At 62.5% G+C, this 16,575-nt stretch carries 19 protein-coding genes; 9 read left to right on the forward strand and 10 right to left on the reverse strand.

All coding sequences use genetic code 11. From position 1 onward, the window contains the following. The first annotated feature begins 11 nt into the window (after positions 1–11). Positions 12–848 (forward strand): LD-carboxypeptidase, encoded by an 837-nt coding sequence (locus LOX95_RS10665; RefSeq protein WP_242914466.1) that lies wholly within the window; start codon positions 12–14, stop codon positions 846–848. On the opposite strand, the gene LOX95_RS10670 is transcribed toward LOX95_RS10665, so the two are convergent. After that, complete coding sequence (locus LOX95_RS10670) at positions 849–1,370, reverse strand: retropepsin-like aspartic protease family protein (protein ID WP_242914467.1); 522 nt, start codon at positions 1,368–1,370, stop codon at positions 849–851. It abuts the gene before it with no gap. 79 nt (positions 1,371–1,449) lie between these two features. Then, positions 1,450–1,671, reverse strand: coding sequence for a DUF1289 domain-containing protein (locus LOX95_RS10675; RefSeq protein WP_242914468.1), 222 nt, complete (start codon positions 1,669–1,671; stop codon positions 1,450–1,452). Between the two features lie 178 nt (positions 1,672–1,849). Here LOX95_RS10675 and LOX95_RS10680 point away from each other — a divergent pair, with 178 nt between their 5' ends. Then, positions 1,850–2,008: a hypothetical protein gene (locus tag LOX95_RS10680; RefSeq protein WP_242914469.1), complete on the forward strand. Its 159-nt coding sequence runs from the start codon at positions 1,850–1,852 to the stop codon at positions 2,006–2,008. A 138-nt stretch (positions 2,009–2,146) separates the two neighbouring features. Beyond that, positions 2,147–2,944, forward strand: a complete 798-nt coding sequence (locus LOX95_RS10685) for a crotonase/enoyl-CoA hydratase family protein (protein ID WP_242914470.1) — start codon at positions 2,147–2,149, stop codon at positions 2,942–2,944. Between the two features lie 54 nt (positions 2,945–2,998). On the opposite strand, the gene LOX95_RS10690 is transcribed toward LOX95_RS10685, so the two are convergent. Genes LOX95_RS10690 through LOX95_RS10700 form a run of 3 tightly spaced genes read right to left on the reverse strand, consistent with a single transcriptional unit; the run spans position 2,999 to position 5,951 of the window. After that, the gene (locus LOX95_RS10690) at positions 2,999–4,009 is read right to left on the reverse strand and encodes an HlyD family secretion protein (protein ID WP_242914471.1); all 1,011 of its coding nucleotides are present in this window, start codon (positions 4,007–4,009) and stop codon (positions 2,999–3,001) included. A gap of 23 nt (positions 4,010–4,032) precedes the next feature. Beyond that, on the reverse strand, positions 4,033–4,782 hold the full coding sequence (locus LOX95_RS10695; protein ID WP_242914472.1) for an ABC transporter ATP-binding protein: 750 nt from the start codon (positions 4,780–4,782) through the stop codon (positions 4,033–4,035). Then, complete coding sequence (locus LOX95_RS10700; RefSeq protein WP_242914473.1) at positions 4,779–5,951, reverse strand: ABC transporter permease; 1,173 nt, start codon at positions 5,949–5,951, stop codon at positions 4,779–4,781. Before LOX95_RS10700 ends, LOX95_RS10695 begins: the two co-directional genes overlap by 4 nt. A gap of 210 nt (positions 5,952–6,161) precedes the next feature. Here LOX95_RS10700 and LOX95_RS10705 point away from each other — a divergent pair, with 210 nt between their 5' ends. From LOX95_RS10705 to LOX95_RS10715, 3 genes are all read left to right on the forward strand, one after another. After that, a complete protein-coding gene (locus LOX95_RS10705; protein ID WP_242914474.1) occupies positions 6,162–8,258 on the forward strand; it encodes a S46 family peptidase in 2,097 nt (698 codons plus the stop codon). 89 nt (positions 8,259–8,347) lie between these two features. Next, positions 8,348–10,438 carry a S46 family peptidase gene (locus LOX95_RS10710; RefSeq protein ID WP_242914475.1) on the forward strand — a complete coding sequence of 697 codons (2,091 nt, stop codon included), beginning with the start codon at positions 8,348–8,350 and terminating at the stop codon, positions 10,436–10,438. Between the two features lie 2 nt (positions 10,439–10,440). Further along, positions 10,441–10,971, forward strand: coding sequence for a GNAT family N-acetyltransferase (locus tag LOX95_RS10715; protein WP_242914476.1), 531 nt, complete (start codon positions 10,441–10,443; stop codon positions 10,969–10,971). Positions 10,972–11,010: 39 nt separating this feature from the next. On the opposite strand, the gene pgsA is transcribed toward LOX95_RS10715, so the two are convergent. The 5 genes from pgsA to LOX95_RS10740 all read right to left on the reverse strand — a co-directional run bounded on the left by pgsA (position 11,011) and on the right by LOX95_RS10740 (position 15,221). Then, complete coding sequence (gene pgsA / locus LOX95_RS10720) at positions 11,011–11,643, reverse strand: CDP-diacylglycerol--glycerol-3-phosphate 3-phosphatidyltransferase (RefSeq protein WP_242914477.1); 633 nt, start codon at positions 11,641–11,643, stop codon at positions 11,011–11,013. A gap of 96 nt (positions 11,644–11,739) precedes the next feature. Beyond that, the gene (locus LOX95_RS10725) at positions 11,740–12,354 is read right to left on the reverse strand and encodes a carbonic anhydrase (protein ID WP_242914478.1); all 615 of its coding nucleotides are present in this window, start codon (positions 12,352–12,354) and stop codon (positions 11,740–11,742) included. Between the two features lie 55 nt (positions 12,355–12,409). Further along, complete coding sequence (uvrC, locus tag LOX95_RS10730; protein WP_242914479.1) at positions 12,410–14,275, reverse strand: excinuclease ABC subunit UvrC; 1,866 nt, start codon at positions 14,273–14,275, stop codon at positions 12,410–12,412. A 16-nt stretch (positions 14,276–14,291) separates the two neighbouring features. Then, positions 14,292–14,738, reverse strand: a complete 447-nt coding sequence (locus LOX95_RS10735; RefSeq protein WP_242914480.1) for a DMT family transporter — start codon at positions 14,736–14,738, stop codon at positions 14,292–14,294. A 9-nt stretch (positions 14,739–14,747) separates the two neighbouring features. After that, positions 14,748–15,221 carry an NUDIX domain-containing protein gene (locus LOX95_RS10740; protein ID WP_242914481.1) on the reverse strand — a complete coding sequence of 158 codons (474 nt, stop codon included), beginning with the start codon at positions 15,219–15,221 and terminating at the stop codon, positions 14,748–14,750. A 36-nt stretch (positions 15,222–15,257) separates the two neighbouring features. Between LOX95_RS10740 and LOX95_RS14225 the strand changes: the two genes are divergently transcribed. From LOX95_RS14225 to LOX95_RS10750, 3 genes are read left to right on the forward strand one after another with little or no spacing between them, the layout of a single operon-like run. Continuing rightward, positions 15,258–15,383: a hypothetical protein gene (locus LOX95_RS14225; protein WP_282452743.1), complete on the forward strand. Its 126-nt coding sequence runs from the start codon at positions 15,258–15,260 to the stop codon at positions 15,381–15,383. Further along, positions 15,376–15,780: a dihydroneopterin aldolase gene (locus LOX95_RS10745; RefSeq protein ID WP_242914482.1), complete on the forward strand. Its 405-nt coding sequence runs from the start codon at positions 15,376–15,378 to the stop codon at positions 15,778–15,780. Before LOX95_RS14225 ends, LOX95_RS10745 begins: the two co-directional genes overlap by 8 nt. Beyond that, complete coding sequence (locus LOX95_RS10750) at positions 15,777–16,547, forward strand: SDR family oxidoreductase (protein WP_242914483.1); 771 nt, start codon at positions 15,777–15,779, stop codon at positions 16,545–16,547. The genes LOX95_RS10745 and LOX95_RS10750 overlap by 4 nt, the downstream gene beginning before the upstream one ends. Positions 16,548–16,575 lie beyond the last annotated feature (28 nt).

Genomic DNA, 16,575 nt, shown 5'->3' on the forward strand with positions numbered 1-16,575 from the left:
AGCCCTGACCTATGCATAGCGAAACTTTCCGTATCGGGGTGGTCAACACCAGCTCCCGTCTCGCGCCCGAGCGGGGGCAGGCGATCACCGAATGGGCACAGCGTATGTGGCCGGATGGCGAGGTCGAACTGGTGATGCATCCGTCATTGTATGAGATGCACGGGCATTTCGGTGGCGATGACGCGACGCGGGCGCAGGCGCTGATAGAATATGCCAATGACCCGGCGCTGGATGCGATCTGGTTTGCGCGCGGCGGCTATGGCTCGTGCCGTATCGCAGAGGCGGTGATCCCGCATCTGAACGAGCACGCCCGCAAGAAACGTTACCTTGGCTATTCCGACGTCGGCACCTTGCTGGCTGCGCTCTACAAGGCAGGCATAGGCACGGTTGCGCATGGTCCGATGGCGGCGGACGGCTCGCGCAATGACCTCACCGGTCTGCGTGCGGTGAACTGGCTGCGTAACGGCGACGCGGCCTCGCTGGAGCCCAGTTTGCTCGAAGACCGCCGTCCCGCTGTGGCTTTTAATCTGACCATTCTGGATCAGCTGGTGGGCACGGATGTCGAGCCGGATTTGAGCGGCCATGTCATCATGCTGGAAGAAGTTTCCGAGGCCATGTACCGCGTCGACCGCATGATGTTCCACCTGACGGGGCAGGCCTCGATCCGCAAATGTGCCGGTATCCGCATGGGCCGCGTTTCGGACGTGACCGAGAATGATCCTGACTTCGGTATGACCGCCGAAGAGATTGCCCGCCACTGGTGCGCACGGGCAGGGATCGAGTATCTGGGAAGCGCCGACATCGGTCACGACCGCGAAAACAAGGTCGTCCCGTTCGGTCCTCGCTGATCAGCCTTTCAGGACAATCCCGTCGGGCCGCGCCTCGAAGGCGGACAGGCGGCCAAGGAAGCTCATGCCCAGCAGCGGGGCAGGGAGATCGCGGTCGATAACCACTGCATCGACGTCCTTCATCTGCACGCCCGCAATCGAGATACGGCGCAGCACGATGGGGGCGGCCCGCACCGGACCTGCGGCAGTCGTCAGGGTTTGCGAGAACTCGCTTTCGTGCGGAATGACGCCGAGACGTCGGGCATCGCGACGGCTGAGGGTCACGAGACTGGCACCGGTATCCACCAACATGCGCATCTGACGCCCCTCGATCGAGGCGTCGGCCCAGTAGTGACCGTCCTCGGCCCGCAGGATCGCCGGCGCAGCCATAGGCGTAGCCGAACTCTGCGACAGCGGAACGATGAGGACAGGGCTGTTTTCCTGCTCGGCACTATAGGCCATGCGCAGGGCACCGACACACCCCAGCGAGGTGATGGCGGCGGCCAGAAATACAACCAGTGAACGCGAGTCGAAGCGGATCATGTTGGTGATCCTGACAGTTGGGGGTTCCCATGTTGTGAACCGACGTGGCGAACAAAAGGTTGATGCCGGACCGCCGTTCTCAGCGCAACGCCGGATCGATCCTTTCGGCCCGGGAAGGCAGTTCGGCCATCAGTCGCACCCGCTCCTCTTCCGGCAGGCGGCTCCATTCGGCGATTTCCTTGAGGGTTCGGTAACACCCCAGGCAAAGGCCGGAAGCGCCGTCAACAGCGCACACCATCACACAAGGCGTCGAGACGGCGCGTGGGGGAGCCGAGCGCGATGGTGTCGAATCCTCGGTCATTTTGAACCGCTTTTGTGACAGTGTGGCGACATATGTTCCGAGTCCAGACTAATTTGTGTTGACTTTCACAACCGTGGGTATATATAGGCTGCATTGACACGAACTGACTTCACAGGGTGAGAGTCCCAAAAAGCAAGCGTGTCTTTCTTTCTCGTTCAACGAAAGGAAGGCGCTCAAAATGAACGATAAAAACCGTAAACTCCAACACGCCATGATGTCTTTTGCATTGTTTGGCGGCATGTTTGTAAACACCAAGCACGTCAACGGTGCCGGTGATCGCGTGATCAGCCACCCGTCGAATTTTGTGCCCATCAGGATCAATAAGGCGCGCGCGTAGTCGCGAGACCGTTGATCCAACGTTTGAACCCCGGTCGTCAGGCCGGGGTTTTGTCATTTCAGAGCTGTGTCGCACTTGCTCTGGGCCGCGTCCTGACACAAACCCGCGTTTCGGATGTTTTTGCAGGAGAGTTGTGGCGTGGCCCTTATCGAGGAAAAGCGTGAAGGCGGGATCGTTATCTGGACCTTCGTCCGCCCCGAGCGACTGAACGCCCTTCCGGACCTGACTGATGGAGACGAAGTCGCCAACCTGTGTGAGAGGGTTAATGCGGACCCTTCTGTGCGCTGTGTCGTGCTTACCGGCGAAGGGCGCGCGTTCTCGGCGGGCGGCGATCTCAAGGCTATGAAGGAGCGCCGCGACCTGTTTGCAGGAAGCGGTGCCGAAATCCGCGAGCGCTATCGCCGCGTGGTCCACCGCATTGTCCGCTCGTTGTATGGGCTGGAAGTGCCGTTGATCACGGCTGTGAACGGTCCGGCCATGGGGCTGGGCTGCGACATCGCCGGTCTGGGCGATATCCGTATCGCTTCGGACAGGGCCAGTTTCGGCATTCCATTCATGAAGTTGGGCATCATCCCGGGCGATGGCGGCTCGTGGCTGTTGCCGCGCAATGTCGGCTACAACCGCGCCGCCGAACTGTTGTTCACTGCGCGCAGCATCGACGCGGCCACGGCTGATCAATGGGGGCTGGTCAACCGCGTGGTGACGCACGACACCCTGATGGATGAGGCGATGACCACAGCCCGCCAGATTGCGGCCCAACCGCCGCAGGCTCTGCGCATGGGCAAGACCCTGCTGCGTCAGGGGCGCGATGCCAATTTCGATCAGGTACTGGAAATGAGCGCCGCCATGCAGGCGCTGGCCCATCTGACCGATGACCACATCGAGGGCGTCACGGCCGTTCTGGAGAAACGACCTGGCGAGTTTTCGGGTCAGTGAGACCATAAAAAAGGCCCGCCGGACTGGCGGGCCTTTTGCTTTTCACACCGTAGCCTAGCGGCGGGTTGCGGGCTGCATCGACCGGGTGGCCGGTACGCCTGTTGCCGCTTCGCGCTTGGCACCGGCGGTTTCGCCGGGCTTCATGAATTTGACCAGTACGCGCTGGCCGATCAGCAGCGGTGCGTCGCCGACATCGACGACCACCTCGACCACGCGCTCGTCGGTACGTTGCGACGGGTCATCGGACGCCAATTTGCGGGCACCGAATACAGCCGCACGACGAAGCACCTTGCCGACATAGACCTTGGACGGGTCGGTTTCCGGGGTCACTTCGACCTGTTGATCTGTGGTGACGTTCGGAATGTCCGCCTCGACGATTTCGGCGCGGGCGATGCGCGGGGCTTCGGGTTCCAGATCGAACATGTTCGATACGTTCAGGGTCGAGGCACCGGCACCCGGGTTGGCATAGCGGCGCACGATGCGGCCATTGGCAGGCGAACGGATGACCGTCAGCTCGACGTTATAGGCGGCTTGATCGCGGCGGGCGCGGGTGGTTTCCACCACCGCCTGTTGGGAGGCGTAGCGGGCACGGGCGGTGGCAACCGTATCGCGCGCCTGATCCAGACGCTGGGCGGCCACAAAGTTGGTTGCAGCCAGTTGTTCCATGCGGGCGAACTCGCGCTCGGCTGCATTGATGTCGACCTGAAGCTGGCGAAGCTGGCTCTGGGCGCTGACCAGATCGGCGTTGGCGGTTTGCAGCGACAGACGCGGCTCGTCGTCTTCCTGACGGGCCAGAATCTGGCCGGTCGTGACCATGTCGCCTTCCTGCACATAGACTTCGCGAACCACGCCGCCACGACGGGCAGCGATCTGGATGATGCCGCCTTCCACGTCGATCTTGCCGTTGGCGATTGCGGCGTAGGGGCTTTCGACCTTCACGGCGGCCTGTTTGGCCTGTTCAGCCTTCTTGGCCTTCTGGCCGCTGACGACCACGAAGCCGAGCACGACGATGACAAGAAGGATCAGGCCGATCCAGAGCCATTTATTCTTCAAAAAAGCGGGCATTATGGTTCGTTCCAGAAAGAAGGTCAGTGCGAAGCCAGGGCGGCGTCGGGATTGGGTGTGCGACGCTGGTCGTCGATGATGACCCCGTCTTCGATGTGAATGACGCGGTCAGCCCACGCTTCCAGACGCGGGTCGTGCGTCACGCAGATAACGGCGGCCCCGTGCTCGGTCGCGGCGCGGCGCAGCAGGCGGATAACGATCTGGCCGTTCTCGCCGTCCAGCGCCGAGGTTGGCTCGTCCGCGAACAGGATTTGCGGGTCTTTGGCGAGGGCGCGGGCAATTGCCACGCGCTGTTTCTCGCCGCCCGACAGGGCTGCGGGACGCAGGTTCAGGCGATGGCCCAGACCCACTTCTTCCAGCGCGAGCTTGGCGCGGGCCTTGGCGGCATCGGGCGACAGGCCTTGGTACTTCAGAACCGTCGTCACCTGCTGCAGCGCCGTCAGCGACGGGAACAGGTTGAAGCCCTGGAAGATGAAGCCGCAGTGGTCGAGGCGGAATTTGTCGATCTGGCCGCCCGACAGCTTCCACAGGTTCGGGCGATCCAGCGCCGCGACCGAACCTTCGTCGGGACGCAACAGACCCGAAAGAGCCGCGATCAGCGTCGACTTGCCCGAGCCGGACGGGCCCATGATCATGGTCAGGTCGCCATGCTTGGCGTCGATGTCGACGTGCTTGAGCACTTCGATCATCCCGCGACCGGACTTGTAGCGCTTGACGATGCCCTTGGCTTCGATGGCGGCGTCGCCGTGTTTTCCGTGAGAGTTCGTAATCATCGCAACAGGTCCGCCGGTTGGCTCTTCTTGAGAATGCCCATCGACAGAATGCCGGAGAGCATGGCGATACCGATCAGGAAGGCACCGACGATAATCAGCAAAACGGGGTGCAGAACGATCAGGACCGCTCCCATACGCGCCAGAACCGAGAGCCCCCACGTCAGGAAGATGGCCGCGCCCACGCCGACAATGCCGACCCAGAAGCTCAGCTCGATCACGATCCGGCGCAGACTGCCCATGCCGACGCCAAGGGCGCGCAGCGAGGCGAACTCCTTGATGTTGGCCATGATGGCCCCGCGCAGGGTCTGCCAAGTGATGGCAACACCGATGATGAGTCCCAGCACCGCGCAGCCGGCCACGATGATGACGAGGATGCCTTCCTCGAACAGGGCGGTGGCATTGGCGTCAGCCAGTTGCTGGCGCGTCCACACCTTCCACTGGCCCTTGCCCATTTCATTCAGTTGGGCGGCGACGATGGATGCGCGGGTGGGGTCTTTCAGCTTGACCATGAGTGGACCGACGTTGGGGCCGGTATCGGCCTGACCCATCATGCGCAGGGTGTCGCGGCTCATGACGATGGTCGGCTGCATCATGCTGGGATAGCCGCGCAGTACGCCGACAACCGTCACGGTCTTGCCGTTATAAAGCGCCTTGTCCCCCAGTTTCACGCCCAGCTTGGGCATGGTGGTCTCGTCCATCGCCACCGTAAAGGGCTGACGCAGGGCGTCGATCAGTTCTTGCGAATAGTCGATCGGAATGGTGACCGCATCGGGGGTGGTGTCGATGATCTGGGTCGAGACCCAGTTCATTTTCGGAGCCCCCTGACGCGCGCGATCGGCCTGCGACATGGTTGGGTCCACGTCCTTGACCGACTGGAAGCTGCCGCCCGCCATATCGAAGGGTTGGACCTCCTCGATCTCCGGATGGTTGTACACTTGCGGGATGAAGCGGCGCGGAACGCCCGACGGGCCGCCGAAAAGGCTCTTGGCCCCCGGTTGCATGACAATCAGATCGGCGCTCGAGCGTTCGATCTGCGCGGTAAAGCCCTTGCCGATGCCCAGAAAGACGCCGGTCATGGCCAAAACCAGCAGCCCTGAAAGGGCCAGTGCCATGACGGCAGCCATGTATCTGCGCCACTCGAATAGCAGCGTCGACAGAGCAAGGGACATACGGTGACAGACCTCGGTAATATGAATTCTGTCTGACCGCATGAGGGGTTTAGGCCAAGTTAAATCGAGGTAAGGGGGCGCTTTCGTGTGACATTCCTCGGGATTAGGGGCTTGGAGCCGCCTACAAGGTGTGGTTGATCACCACCCTAGAGTGAAATCGACACGCGACCCGACGTTGGGTCCGGCCGCTGTCGCCAGAGGGAGCCCCCTATGTCTCTTCGCCGTAATGTTACGTTCTCGGCCTCGCTGGCCGTTATCGGCATGGCTATGGCCATGGCCAGTGTTCCGGCCGGTACCGCGCGCGCCGAAGAAGGTATGTGGACCTTCGACAACTTCCCGACCCAGACCGTAAACCAGACCTACGGCACCCGTATCGACCAGGCATGGCTGGATCGCGTACGTGAGTCGGCTGTGCGCCTGCAGGGCTGCTCGGCCTCGTTCGTCTCGGGCGAAGGCCTGATCCTGACCAACCACCACTGCGTGGTGTCGTGCGTACAGGATCTGTCGACCGCCCAGAACGACTACGTCAAAAACGGCTGGATGACCGCCACACGCGAAGAAGAGCGCAAATGCCCGGGCCAGACCGCAGAGGTTCTGACCGAGATCGTTGACGTCACCGATCGTGTGCTGGGTGCCGGTGAAGGCCTGACCGGCGGCGAGTTCGTCCGCGCCCGCTCGGCTGAAATCGAAAAGATCCAGAAGGAGGCCTGCGGCGACGACACCAAACGCACCTGTCAGGTGATCAGCTTCTATCGCGGCGGCCAGTACAAGCTCTACAAGTTCAAGAAGTACGACGACGTGCGTCTGGTGTTCGCACCGGAGTTCCAGGCCGCCTTCTTCGGCGGTGATCCGGACAACTTCAACTTCCCGCGCTATGCCCTCGATGCCGCCTTCCTGCGCGCCTACGAGGACGGCAAGCCGGTCGCCTCGCCGGTTCACCTGAAGTGGAATGCCGACGCTCCGAAGGAAGGCGAGGCCGTCTTCGTTGCGGGCAATCCGGGCACGACCCAGCGTCTGCTGACCGTTTCCCAGCTGTCGCAACTGCGCGATCAACAACTGCCGATCACCCTGATCCAGTCCTCGGAACTGCGCGGTCGTCTGACCGAGTATTCGACCACGTCCGAAGAAGCCCGCCGCGTCACCGTGGACCCGATCTTCGGCCTCGAGAACAGTTTCAAGGTGTTCTACGGCCAGGTCGGCGCTCTGACCGATCCGTCGTTCTTCGGTAAGAAGGTCGCCGAGGAAACCGAACTGCGTGAACGCGTCGCCGCCGATCCGGCACTGGCCGAGCGCATCGGTAACCCGTGGGCCGATATGGACGCCGTCGTCGCCACCCAGCGCCGCCTGTACCTGCCGTACCGCCAACTGGAAGCCGCAGCGGGCCAACGCTCGTCGCTGTATTCCTATGCCCGCTCGATCGTTCGTGCCTCGAAGGAACGTGCCAAGGCTGCTGACCAGCGCCGCGCCGGTTATTCGGATGCCGACATCGCTGCCATGGGCCGTCGTCTGTCGACCGAGGTGCCGATCTCGAACGACGTCGAACGTATCGCCCTCAGCTTCTGGCTGACCAAGACCCGCGAATATCTGACGGCAGACAACGCTCAGGTGAAGGCTCTGATCGGTGCCGAGAACCCTGAGGCGCTGGCGACCCGTCTGGTCGAAGGCACCCGTCTGGCCGATCCGGCCTTCCGCGCCGAAGCCCTGAACATGACGCCGGAGCAGATTGCCGCTTCGGACGATGCCCTGCTGAAGTTCGTTCTGGACAACGATGACGCTGCCCAAGCCATCCGCGCCCAGTACGAAGCTGAAGTCTCGGCCCCGTCGGCCCGTGCGGCCGAAAAGATCGCACAGGCCCGCTTCGCCGTTTACGGAACCAACCTGTATCCGGACGCGACCTTCTCGCTTCGTCTGTCGTACGGTTCGGTGAAGGGCTGGACTGAAGGTGACAAGACCATCACCCCGTTCACCCACATCGGCGGCCTGTATGAACGCCAGACCGGCGCAGAGCCTTACAACGCCTCGGAACGCTTCATGGCGGCCCGCGACCGTGTGAACAAGAATGTCGTCTATGACTTCGTGTCGACCAACGACATCATCGGCGGCAACTCCGGTTCTCCGGTCATCAATGCCAAGGGTGAAGTGATCGGTGCGGCCTTCGACGGCAACATCCACTCGCTGGGTGGCTCGTTCGGTTACGACGGTGAACTGAACCGCACGGTCACGGTTTCGACCGCTGCGATCACCGAGTCCCTCCGTAATGTCTACAACCAGCCGCACCTGCTGCGCGAACTGGGCGTACGCCGTTAATCACGGGACTTAGCGTCACGATTGCGGGAGGGGGTTGCCATTGGCAGCCCCCTTCTGTCTTTTCAGCGCAATTCACGAGGGACCCTCTTATGCGCCATCTCGCATTTTTTGCTTCTGCTGCTGTTCTCGCATTCGCCGCTTCTGCCGCTCCGGCTGCGGCTGAAGAGGGCATGTGGACCTATGACAACTTCCCCATCGCCAAGGCGAACCAGCAACTGGGCACCAACATCGATCAGGGCTTTATCGACACCCTGCGTCTGTCGTCGGTGAAGTTCGGGGGCTGCTCGGCCGGTCTGATCTCGGGCGAAGGCCTGATCATGACCAACAACCACTGCGTCGCGACCTGCGTGGCCAACCTGTCGACCCCGCAGAAACAATATGCCGAAACCGGCTTCCTGCCGCAAAGCCGCGAAGAAGAGCTGAAATGCCCGGGGGCCACCGCTGAAATCCTGACGGACATCTCGGACGTCACCGAGCGCGTGAACAAGGCTGCTCAAGGTCTGGATGGCCAAGCCTTCACCCGCGCCAAGGAAGCCGAAGCGGCCCGCATCGAAAGCGAAGCCTGCGGCGATGACGCCAAAATCCGTTGTCAGGTCGTCAGCCTGTATCGCGGCGGCCAGTTCAAACTCTACAAGTTCCGCAAATACGACGACGTGCGTCTGGCCTGGGCTCCAGAAGACCGCGCGGCGACCTTTGGCGGTGATCTCGACAACTTCTCCTTCCCGCGCTTCGCTATCGATGCAGCCTTCATCCGCGCCTATGAAGACGGCAAGCCTGCGGCCACGCCTACCCACTTCAAGTGGAATGCCGACAAGCCGGTCGAAGGCGAGCCGATCTTCCTGTCGGGCAATCCGGGCTCGACCCAGCGCCTGCTGACGCAAGCGCAACTGATGACCATCCGCGACGTGGTTCTGCCGATGGACCAGCTGATCGCGTCCGAACTGCGCGGTCGTCTAATCCGCTATTCGGAAGAGGGCGACGAGCAGGCCTTCATCGCCATGGACCCGATCGTCGGTGTCGAGAACACCTATAAGCGCGGTCGTGGCCGTATGGCGGCTCTGATCGACCCGTCCTTCATGGCGGTCAAAGCTGATGCCGAGGCTGACTTCCGTCGCCGTTGGCAATCGAACCGCAGCCTGTCGCGCGGTCAGGCCAATCCGTGGGAAGCCATGGAAGCCATCCAACCGGTCGCCCGCGAGCTCTATGCCCCGATGGCGCTGCTGGAAGGCGGCACCGGCATGGGCACCACCTCGGTGGCCGGTGGCTCCAACCTGTTCAGCTATGCCCGCACCCTCGTGCGCGCGGCTCAGGAACGCGCCAAGCCGTCGGGCGAGCGTCTGGCCGAATACTCGGACAGCCGTCTGTCGGGCGTGCAGTCGCGCCTGTTCGCAGAGCGTCCGACCTATCCGGAACTGGAGCAGATCCGTCTGGAGTGGTGGCTGTCCAAGACGCGCGAATGGCTGACGGTCGATAGCCCCTACATGGCCGCCCTGTTGGGCAAGGAAAGCCCCGAAGTTCTGTCGGCCCGCTTGGTCGAAGGCTCGAAACTGGCCGATCCGGCGGTGCGCCGCGCCCTGTGGGAAGGTGGTCTTGCGGCCATCGAAGCTTCGGATGATCCGATGATCCAGTACGCCCTGCGTGTGGACGCCGACGCCCGCGCCATCCGCAGCGACTGGGAAAACCGCGTGCAGGCCCCGACGGACAAGGCGTCGGAGCAACTGGCTGCGGCACGCTTCGCTGTCTATGGCGATGCCGTCTATCCGGACGCCACGGGCACGCTTCGCCTGACCTACGGCAAGATCGAAGGCTCGGACGTTCCGGGCCAGCGTTTCGGTGCCTTCACTACTTTTCAGGGTCTGTGGGACCGCGCCACGGGTGCAGAGCCGTTCGTCCTGACGCCGGGCCTGCAAGCCGCCAAGGATCGTATCGACCCGAACGCGGTCATGAACATGACCGTCTCGACCGACACCATCGGTGGTTCGTCGGGCTCGCCGGTACTTAACGCCAAGGGCGAGATCATCGGCGCTAACTTCGACTCCACCGTCCTCAGCCAGCGCAACGCCTATGGCTATGACCGCAACACCAACCGCAGCGTGATCGTAACGACCCAAGCGGTCACGGTTGCCCTGAGGGACGTGTACGGTCTGAACCATCTGCTGGCAGAACTGGGCGTTCAATAAACATGTCGCAGTTGCGTTTCCGTCCGGCCACCAAGGCCGACATCGCAACCCTTCACGGTCTGGTCGAGAGTGCCTATCGCGGCACCTCGGCCAAGGCCGGCTGGACCCACGAGGCCGACCTGCTGGACGGTCAGCGCACCGACGCTGAAGAGCTAACCGACATTGTCGCCGACCCGCGCCGCCAGATTCTGCTGGGGCTGGATGGTGATGATCTGGCTGGATGTGTCTGTGTAGAGAGCAAGGACGGCGGGCGGGCCTATCTGGGAATGCTGACCGTCGACCCGCAGCGGCAGGCGGGCGGCCTTGGTCGTCAGCTTATCGCCGCCGCCGAAAATCTGGCCCGCTCGCAGTTCGGGGCAGAGGTGATGGAGATGACCGTCATCGCCCAGCGTGCCGAACTGATCGCCTACTACGAGCGACGGGGCTACGCGCTGACGAGCGAGGCACGGCCGTTCCCGCTGCACGATCCTCGCTTTGGCGAGGCCAAGCGGGACGATCTCTACTTTGTAGTCATGGAAAAGGCGCTGGTTTGAAACCAGCGCCTTAATCATTTCAGCGATGAGGTTCGAGCCTTAGAGGTCCTGCATCTGCTTCTTGGCTGCCGCGAAATACTGGTAGCCGGTCCAGATGGTGGCGATTGCGGCCAACCAGATCAGCACGTCCGAGAACAGCTGGAAGTGCGGCAGATAGTCGAATGGCAGGCCAAAGCCGTCCCAGTTGCGCGCGAACAGTTGGCAACCCAGAGCGACCATTTGCAGGGTCGTCTTCCATTTGGCCGCCAGCGTCACCGGCAGGGTAATGCGGCCCGCCATCGTCTCGCGCAGGGCCGAGACAGCGAACTCGCGGAACAGGATCAGACCGCAAGGGATGATGATCTGCTGCACCGAACCCGAGGTCAGCACGCCCAGAATAGCGCCCGTGACCAGAATCTTGTCGGCGATCGGGTCGAGGATGGCACCCCAGCGGGTTTCAGCGTGCCATTTGCGGGCCAGATAACCGTCGATCCAGTCGGTCGATGCCGCGATCACGAAAATCCAGAAGCCGATGCGATACATGGCGAACTGGTCGTCGGGGCTGAGCATGGTCGAGATGAACGGCCAACCGCTGGTCGCACCAGCCAGCAGCAGGAACATCACCACGCCAGCAGCCAGACGGATGCCGGTCAGGATGTTGGGGATCGGGTTGGGCTTGTGGGCAGTCGCCATGGAATATTCCGTCTATGAGCCGCTTGGTGTGCCACGCTTTGCGGGCAGAAGCGAGGCCGGGCCGTTTTCACAGCCCGGCTCTGCGACTACGCGTCCTTAGGCCAGCGGCTCGAAACGCTCGCCGTCGCCCGCCTGGGTCAGTACACCGTCTGCAATACCGAAATGCAGACCGACCAGTTTCAGTTCGCCCGCAGCCTCGCGTTCGGCGATCCACGGGAAGGTGCGCAGGTTGTCCAGCGACAGCTTGACCACAGCCTCTTCGGCCACGCGCTCGACCTGATCGGCAGGATAGGACTCGCACACGCGCTTGACGGTCGGTGCACCTTGCTCGACCCACGGCAGGACGAAGTCACGGCAGCTGTCGGGCGTGCCGTGGATCATGGCGTTCACGCCACCGCAGCCTGCGTGGCCCATGACCACGATCTGTTTGACGCCCAGAACCTTGACGCCGAACTCGAGCGCGGCCGAGACGCCGTGCATCTTACCGTCTGGCTCGTATGGCGGGACGAGGTTCGCCACGTTGCGCACGACGAACAGTTCGCCGGGGGCGGTGTCGAAGATCAGGGCAGGATCGGCGCGGCTGTCGGAACAGGCAACGATCAGGGTGTGCGGCTTCTGGCCTTTCTCGGCCAGAGCTTCGTACTCAGCTTTCTTCGAGGGCCAACGGTCCTCACGGAAGCGACGGTAACCTTGGGTGAGCTTGGTAATCATGGACGGTTCCTTGCAGCAGCTAAGCCATCACATCAACCCGCCAATAGTCGTTTTGTTACCGGTGAAAGAATCCGTGAATACGCTCGGCCAAGGCCTGGTTGACGCCATCCACTTTGATGAGATCGGTAACGGAGGCTCGCGAGACACCCTTGGCCGAACCAAAGGCATGCAGCAGCGCCTTCTTGCGACCCGGCCCCACGCCCTCGATCTCATCGAGCGGGTTCTTCTTGATGTCCATGCTGCGGCGCTTGGCGTGGGCCCCGTTGGCAAAGCGGTGGGCCTCGTCGCGCAAACGCTGGATGTAATAGAGGGCAGGGGATTTCAGCGGCAGCATGAAGGGCGGCTTGCCCCGCATGAAGAAATGCTCCTTGCCCGCGTCGCGTTCCGGCCCCTTGGCCACACCGACGGCGGTGATGTCGGACAGGCCATATTCGTCGAGCATAGCCAAAACCTCGGCCAGTTGGCCCGCGCCACCGTCGATCAGCAGCAGGTCGGGACGTTCGGTCTCTTCGCCGGCTTCCTCTTCCTTCACCAGACGGCCAAAGCGGCGGCGCATGACCTCGCGCATCATGCCGTAGTCATCGCCGGGGGTGAGGTCTTCGCCGCGGATGTTGAACTTGCGGTACTGGTTTTTGCGGAAGCCGTCCGGCCCCGCCACCACCATGCCGCCGACAGCATTGGTGCCCTGAATGTGGGCGTTGTCGTAGATTTCAATCCGCTCGGGGCGGCTTTCCAGACCGAAGGCCTCGCACACCTCGTCGAGGATTTTTGACTGGGCCGAGTTTTCGGCCAGCTTGCGACCCAGCGCCTCGCGGGCATTGGTCAGGGCATGATCAATCAGGCTCTTTTTATTGCCTCGACGGGGCTGGCTAATCTCCACCTTATGCCCGGCCTTCATGGCGAAGGCTTCTTCCAGCAGTTCCAGCTCTAGCGGGCGGATATTGGACAGGATCACGCGCGGAACCGGCTTGTCCTCGTAGAACTGGGCAAGGAAGGCCGACAGGACGGTGCCCTCATCATCGCTGCGGTCCACGCGCGGGAAATAGGCGCGCCCGCCCCAGTTCTGGCTGGCGCGATAGAAGAAGACCTGCACACAGGCCTGTCCGCCATCCAGATGGACGGCAAAGACGTCGGCCTCGGCCACGCCGTCGGCGTTGACCGAGGTTTCCATGGCGATGGTGGAAAGTGCGCGAATGCGGTCGCGCACGCGGGCGGCCTGCTCGAACTCCATAGCATCGGAGGCGGCCTGCATCTCCTGCGACAGGCGGCTGATCACGGCCCGCGACTTGCCGCGCAGGAAGGCTTCGGCCTCGTCGACCAGAGAGCCATAGTCCTCCAGGCTGATCTCGCCCGTGCATGGGGCCGAGCAACGCTTGATCTGATAGAGCATGCAGGGGCGGGTACGGCTCTCGTACACACTGTCCGTGCAGTTTCTCAGCAGGAAGGCTTTTTGCAGCGTGTTGAGCGTGTTGTTCACCGCCCAGGTCGAGGCGAACGGCCCGAAATAGTCGCCCGGAATCGTGTGGGCTCCGCGGTGTTTGCGCACTTGCGGCGCGCGGTGGTCGCGGCGGATCATCAACTCGGCAAACGATTTGTCATCGCGCAGCAGCACGTTGAAGCGCGGCTTCAGCTTTTTGATATAGCTGGCTTCCAGCAGCAGGGCCTCGGTCTCGGAAGCCGTGACCACCAACTGCATCGATCGGGTCAGGCTGACCATCAGACCAATACGCTGGGTGTGGAAGCGGCCCTGCGCATACTGGACGACGCGCTTCTTCAGCGACTTGGCCTTGCCGACATACAGGCACGATCCGTCCTCGCCATACATGCGATAGACGCCCGGCTTATCGGGCGCACGGCTCGCCTCATCGGCGATCAGGGCGGCGGCCTGCAGGGGGATGGGGGTGTCGGTCGGCTCGGTCATCCCTTCCGATATAGGCTCAGCCGCGGCGTACCAAAAGCACACCGCCAACAATCAGCAAGATTCCGCCGATGCGGGCCAAACTGGTGGGCTGGGGTGTGGTGCCGAATGCGCCGTAATGATCCAGAACCACGCTGATGGCCATCTGGGCGGCGACGACGAGGGTCATTGTGGTGGCGACGCCGAGTCTGGGGACTGCCCAGGCAATGCTGGTGACAAACAGGCATCCATAAAGGCCACCCAGCCATCCCCACCACGGGATGGAGCGAACCTCCTGACCCTCGGGTTTCACCTGCAGCGCAGCAGCGAGTATGCCCAGTGCCAGAGCGCCGATGACGAAAGAAACGAAGGCTCCGTTTACGACCGATCCCAGTCCGTTCGAGAGCCTCGCATTGCTGGGTCCCTGAATAGCGGTTAGGGCACCGGCAACAACCAGTAAGGCAATCGCAAAGAAGGGACCATTCATCGGGCGTCCTTACCAGTCGGGGGATACAGGAGCACGACCGGTGAACTCGGCCAATCGCGCGCGGGTAGCCTTTGTCGTGTCGTCCGGCAGATCATCCGGTGAAAACCAGCCGATCTCGGCAATTTCGCCATGGCTGGTCCGCTCGCCAATTTCAAACCGGTCTATGTGAAAGACCGCCACATGGTCACCGGGGAAGAATCGCTCGTTAGAATGGAGCGACAAGAGACGTGGCTCGCCTTTGGCCGTCACACCGGCCTCTTCCCGCAATTCGCGCACGACCGCTGCGTGGGTTGTTTCGCCCTTGTCCACACCGCCGCCGGGCAGCCACCAACCGTGCAAATAGGTGTGTTTCACCAGCAGGATGCGCCCCTGATCATCGGTCGCTATCGCCCGCACGCCCAGCGTCATGCCACGGCTCAAGCGTGACCAGATGAAGAACAGGGGACGGGTAAACGGCTCGATGCGGGTGCGCCAAGTGGTCATACAATGACGATAGGCACGTCAGGGGTGGCTTGAACAGTGGTCTATGTGCCTCTATTCGGGGAAGAAACAGGGAGAACTCCAATGGTCGCCATCGCCACCATCTTTGCCTTCATCGCCGTCATCGCCGCTGTGAACTACTACGAGTTCGGCAGCATTGACTGATATCGGCTCGGGGGCAGGCGTCGCTGACTGGCGCACTGCCCCGGATCAGGTGCGGGTATTCCTCAAGGATGTGGTTGTTGACCTGAGTGTCGGCCTGCATCCGTGGGAGCGTCATCCGGAGCGCCCGACGCGCCTTGTGATCAATGTAGAGATGTTTGCCGACTGGCCTTTGCCGGACGGTGGCTTCATCAACTATGACCACGTGCGCACCCGCATCCTCGGCTGGGCCGGACGGCCCCATGTCGAGCTTCTGGAAACTCTGGCCGAGGAAGTGATCTCGGCCTGTTTCGAACTGCCGCAGGTTCAGGCCTGTCGCGTTCAAGTCGCCAAGCCGCAGGTCTTTAACGAGGCTTCGGGCGCGGGCGTCGAACTCTTCTGCCGCAGGCCGCAAGTATGACTGGCAAGGTCGTCCTGATCACCGGGGCGGCCCGCCGCGTGGGCGCTGCGCTGGCGCGCGGTCTGGCGGCCGAGGGCTGGACGGCTGCGATCCACCATCGCAGCGGTGCTGATGAAGCCCGCGCGGTCGTAGATGACATCGCGGCTGCGGGGGGACGCGCTGACAGCTTCTTTGCCGATCTCTCGGACGAGAGGAGCCGCGGCGGCCTCATCATGGCGGTGGTGGAGCGGTTCGGGCGCATCGATGCCCTGATCAACAATGCATCCATGTTTGCCTATGACACACTGGATGACTTGGAGCCGTCCTTGTGGGACGCGCATCTGGCGGCCAACCTGACAGCCCCCGTGTTCCTGATCCGCGATTTTGCGCGCGCTGTCGCCAAACAGGGGGGCGAGGGGGCGGTGGTCAATGTGCTGGACCACAAGCTTGTCGCGGCCAATCCCGACTTCCTGTCCTATACGGCGGGTAAGGCCGGTCTGGGCGCGCTGACAGCCTCGCTGGCGCTGGGGCTGGCACCGGCCATCCGATTGAATGCGGTGTCGCCCGGACTGATCCTGCGCAGTGGCGACCAGTCCGACGAGGAGTATCAGAAGGCGTGGTCCGATACTCCACTCGGGCGCGGCACCAGTCTTGAGGACATGCTGTCGACGGTTCGCTTCCTTCTGGGGACACGCGGCATCACCGGCCAGGTCATTACCGTGGACGGCGGCGAGTATCTGAAGCCTCGCGGTCGCGACGTGGCCTTTGACCCCAAGCTGAAGGCCTGAAAGTCGGGCTTTACTTACGTTTTCGCAC

This window comes from Brevundimonas pishanensis (assembly GCF_022750635.1).
In the GTDB taxonomy this organism is placed as follows: domain Bacteria; phylum Pseudomonadota; class Alphaproteobacteria; order Caulobacterales; family Caulobacteraceae; genus Brevundimonas; species Brevundimonas pishanensis.

What these genes read in the sequence shown, in the direction of transcription:
- LOX95_RS10695 (WP_242914472.1), bottom strand. Translation starts at nt 4,782, where the DNA reads ATGATTACGAACTCTCACGGAAAACACGGCGACGCCGCCATCGAAGCC.
- LOX95_RS10750 (WP_242914483.1), top strand. Translation starts at nt 15,777, where the DNA reads ATGACTGGCAAGGTCGTCCTGATCACCGGGGCGGCCCGCCGCGTGGGC.
- LOX95_RS10680 (WP_242914469.1), top strand. Translation starts at nt 1,850, where the DNA reads ATGAACGATAAAAACCGTAAACTCCAACACGCCATGATGTCTTTTGCA.
- LOX95_RS10665 (WP_242914466.1), top strand. Translation starts at nt 12, where the DNA reads ATGCATAGCGAAACTTTCCGTATCGGGGTGGTCAACACCAGCTCCCGT.
- uvrC (WP_242914479.1), bottom strand. Translation starts at nt 14,275, where the DNA reads ATGACCGAGCCGACCGACACCCCCATCCCCCTGCAGGCCGCCGCCCTG.
- LOX95_RS10715 (WP_242914476.1), top strand. Translation starts at nt 10,441, where the DNA reads ATGTCGCAGTTGCGTTTCCGTCCGGCCACCAAGGCCGACATCGCAACC.
- LOX95_RS10710 (WP_242914475.1), top strand. Translation starts at nt 8,348, where the DNA reads ATGCGCCATCTCGCATTTTTTGCTTCTGCTGCTGTTCTCGCATTCGCC.
- LOX95_RS10735 (WP_242914480.1), bottom strand. Translation starts at nt 14,738, where the DNA reads ATGAATGGTCCCTTCTTTGCGATTGCCTTACTGGTTGTTGCCGGTGCC.
- LOX95_RS10700 (WP_242914473.1), bottom strand. Translation starts at nt 5,951, where the DNA reads ATGTCCCTTGCTCTGTCGACGCTGCTATTCGAGTGGCGCAGATACATG.
- LOX95_RS10675 (WP_242914468.1), bottom strand. Translation starts at nt 1,671, where the DNA reads ATGACCGAGGATTCGACACCATCGCGCTCGGCTCCCCCACGCGCCGTC.
- LOX95_RS10690 (WP_242914471.1), bottom strand. Translation starts at nt 4,009, where the DNA reads ATGCCCGCTTTTTTGAAGAATAAATGGCTCTGGATCGGCCTGATCCTT.
- pgsA (WP_242914477.1), bottom strand. Translation starts at nt 11,643, where the DNA reads ATGGCGACTGCCCACAAGCCCAACCCGATCCCCAACATCCTGACCGGC.
- LOX95_RS10670 (WP_242914467.1), bottom strand. Translation starts at nt 1,370, where the DNA reads ATGATCCGCTTCGACTCGCGTTCACTGGTTGTATTTCTGGCCGCCGCC.
- LOX95_RS10740 (WP_242914481.1), bottom strand. Translation starts at nt 15,221, where the DNA reads ATGACCACTTGGCGCACCCGCATCGAGCCGTTTACCCGTCCCCTGTTC.
- LOX95_RS10725 (WP_242914478.1), bottom strand. Translation starts at nt 12,354, where the DNA reads ATGATTACCAAGCTCACCCAAGGTTACCGTCGCTTCCGTGAGGACCGT.
- LOX95_RS10705 (WP_242914474.1), top strand. Translation starts at nt 6,162, where the DNA reads ATGTCTCTTCGCCGTAATGTTACGTTCTCGGCCTCGCTGGCCGTTATC.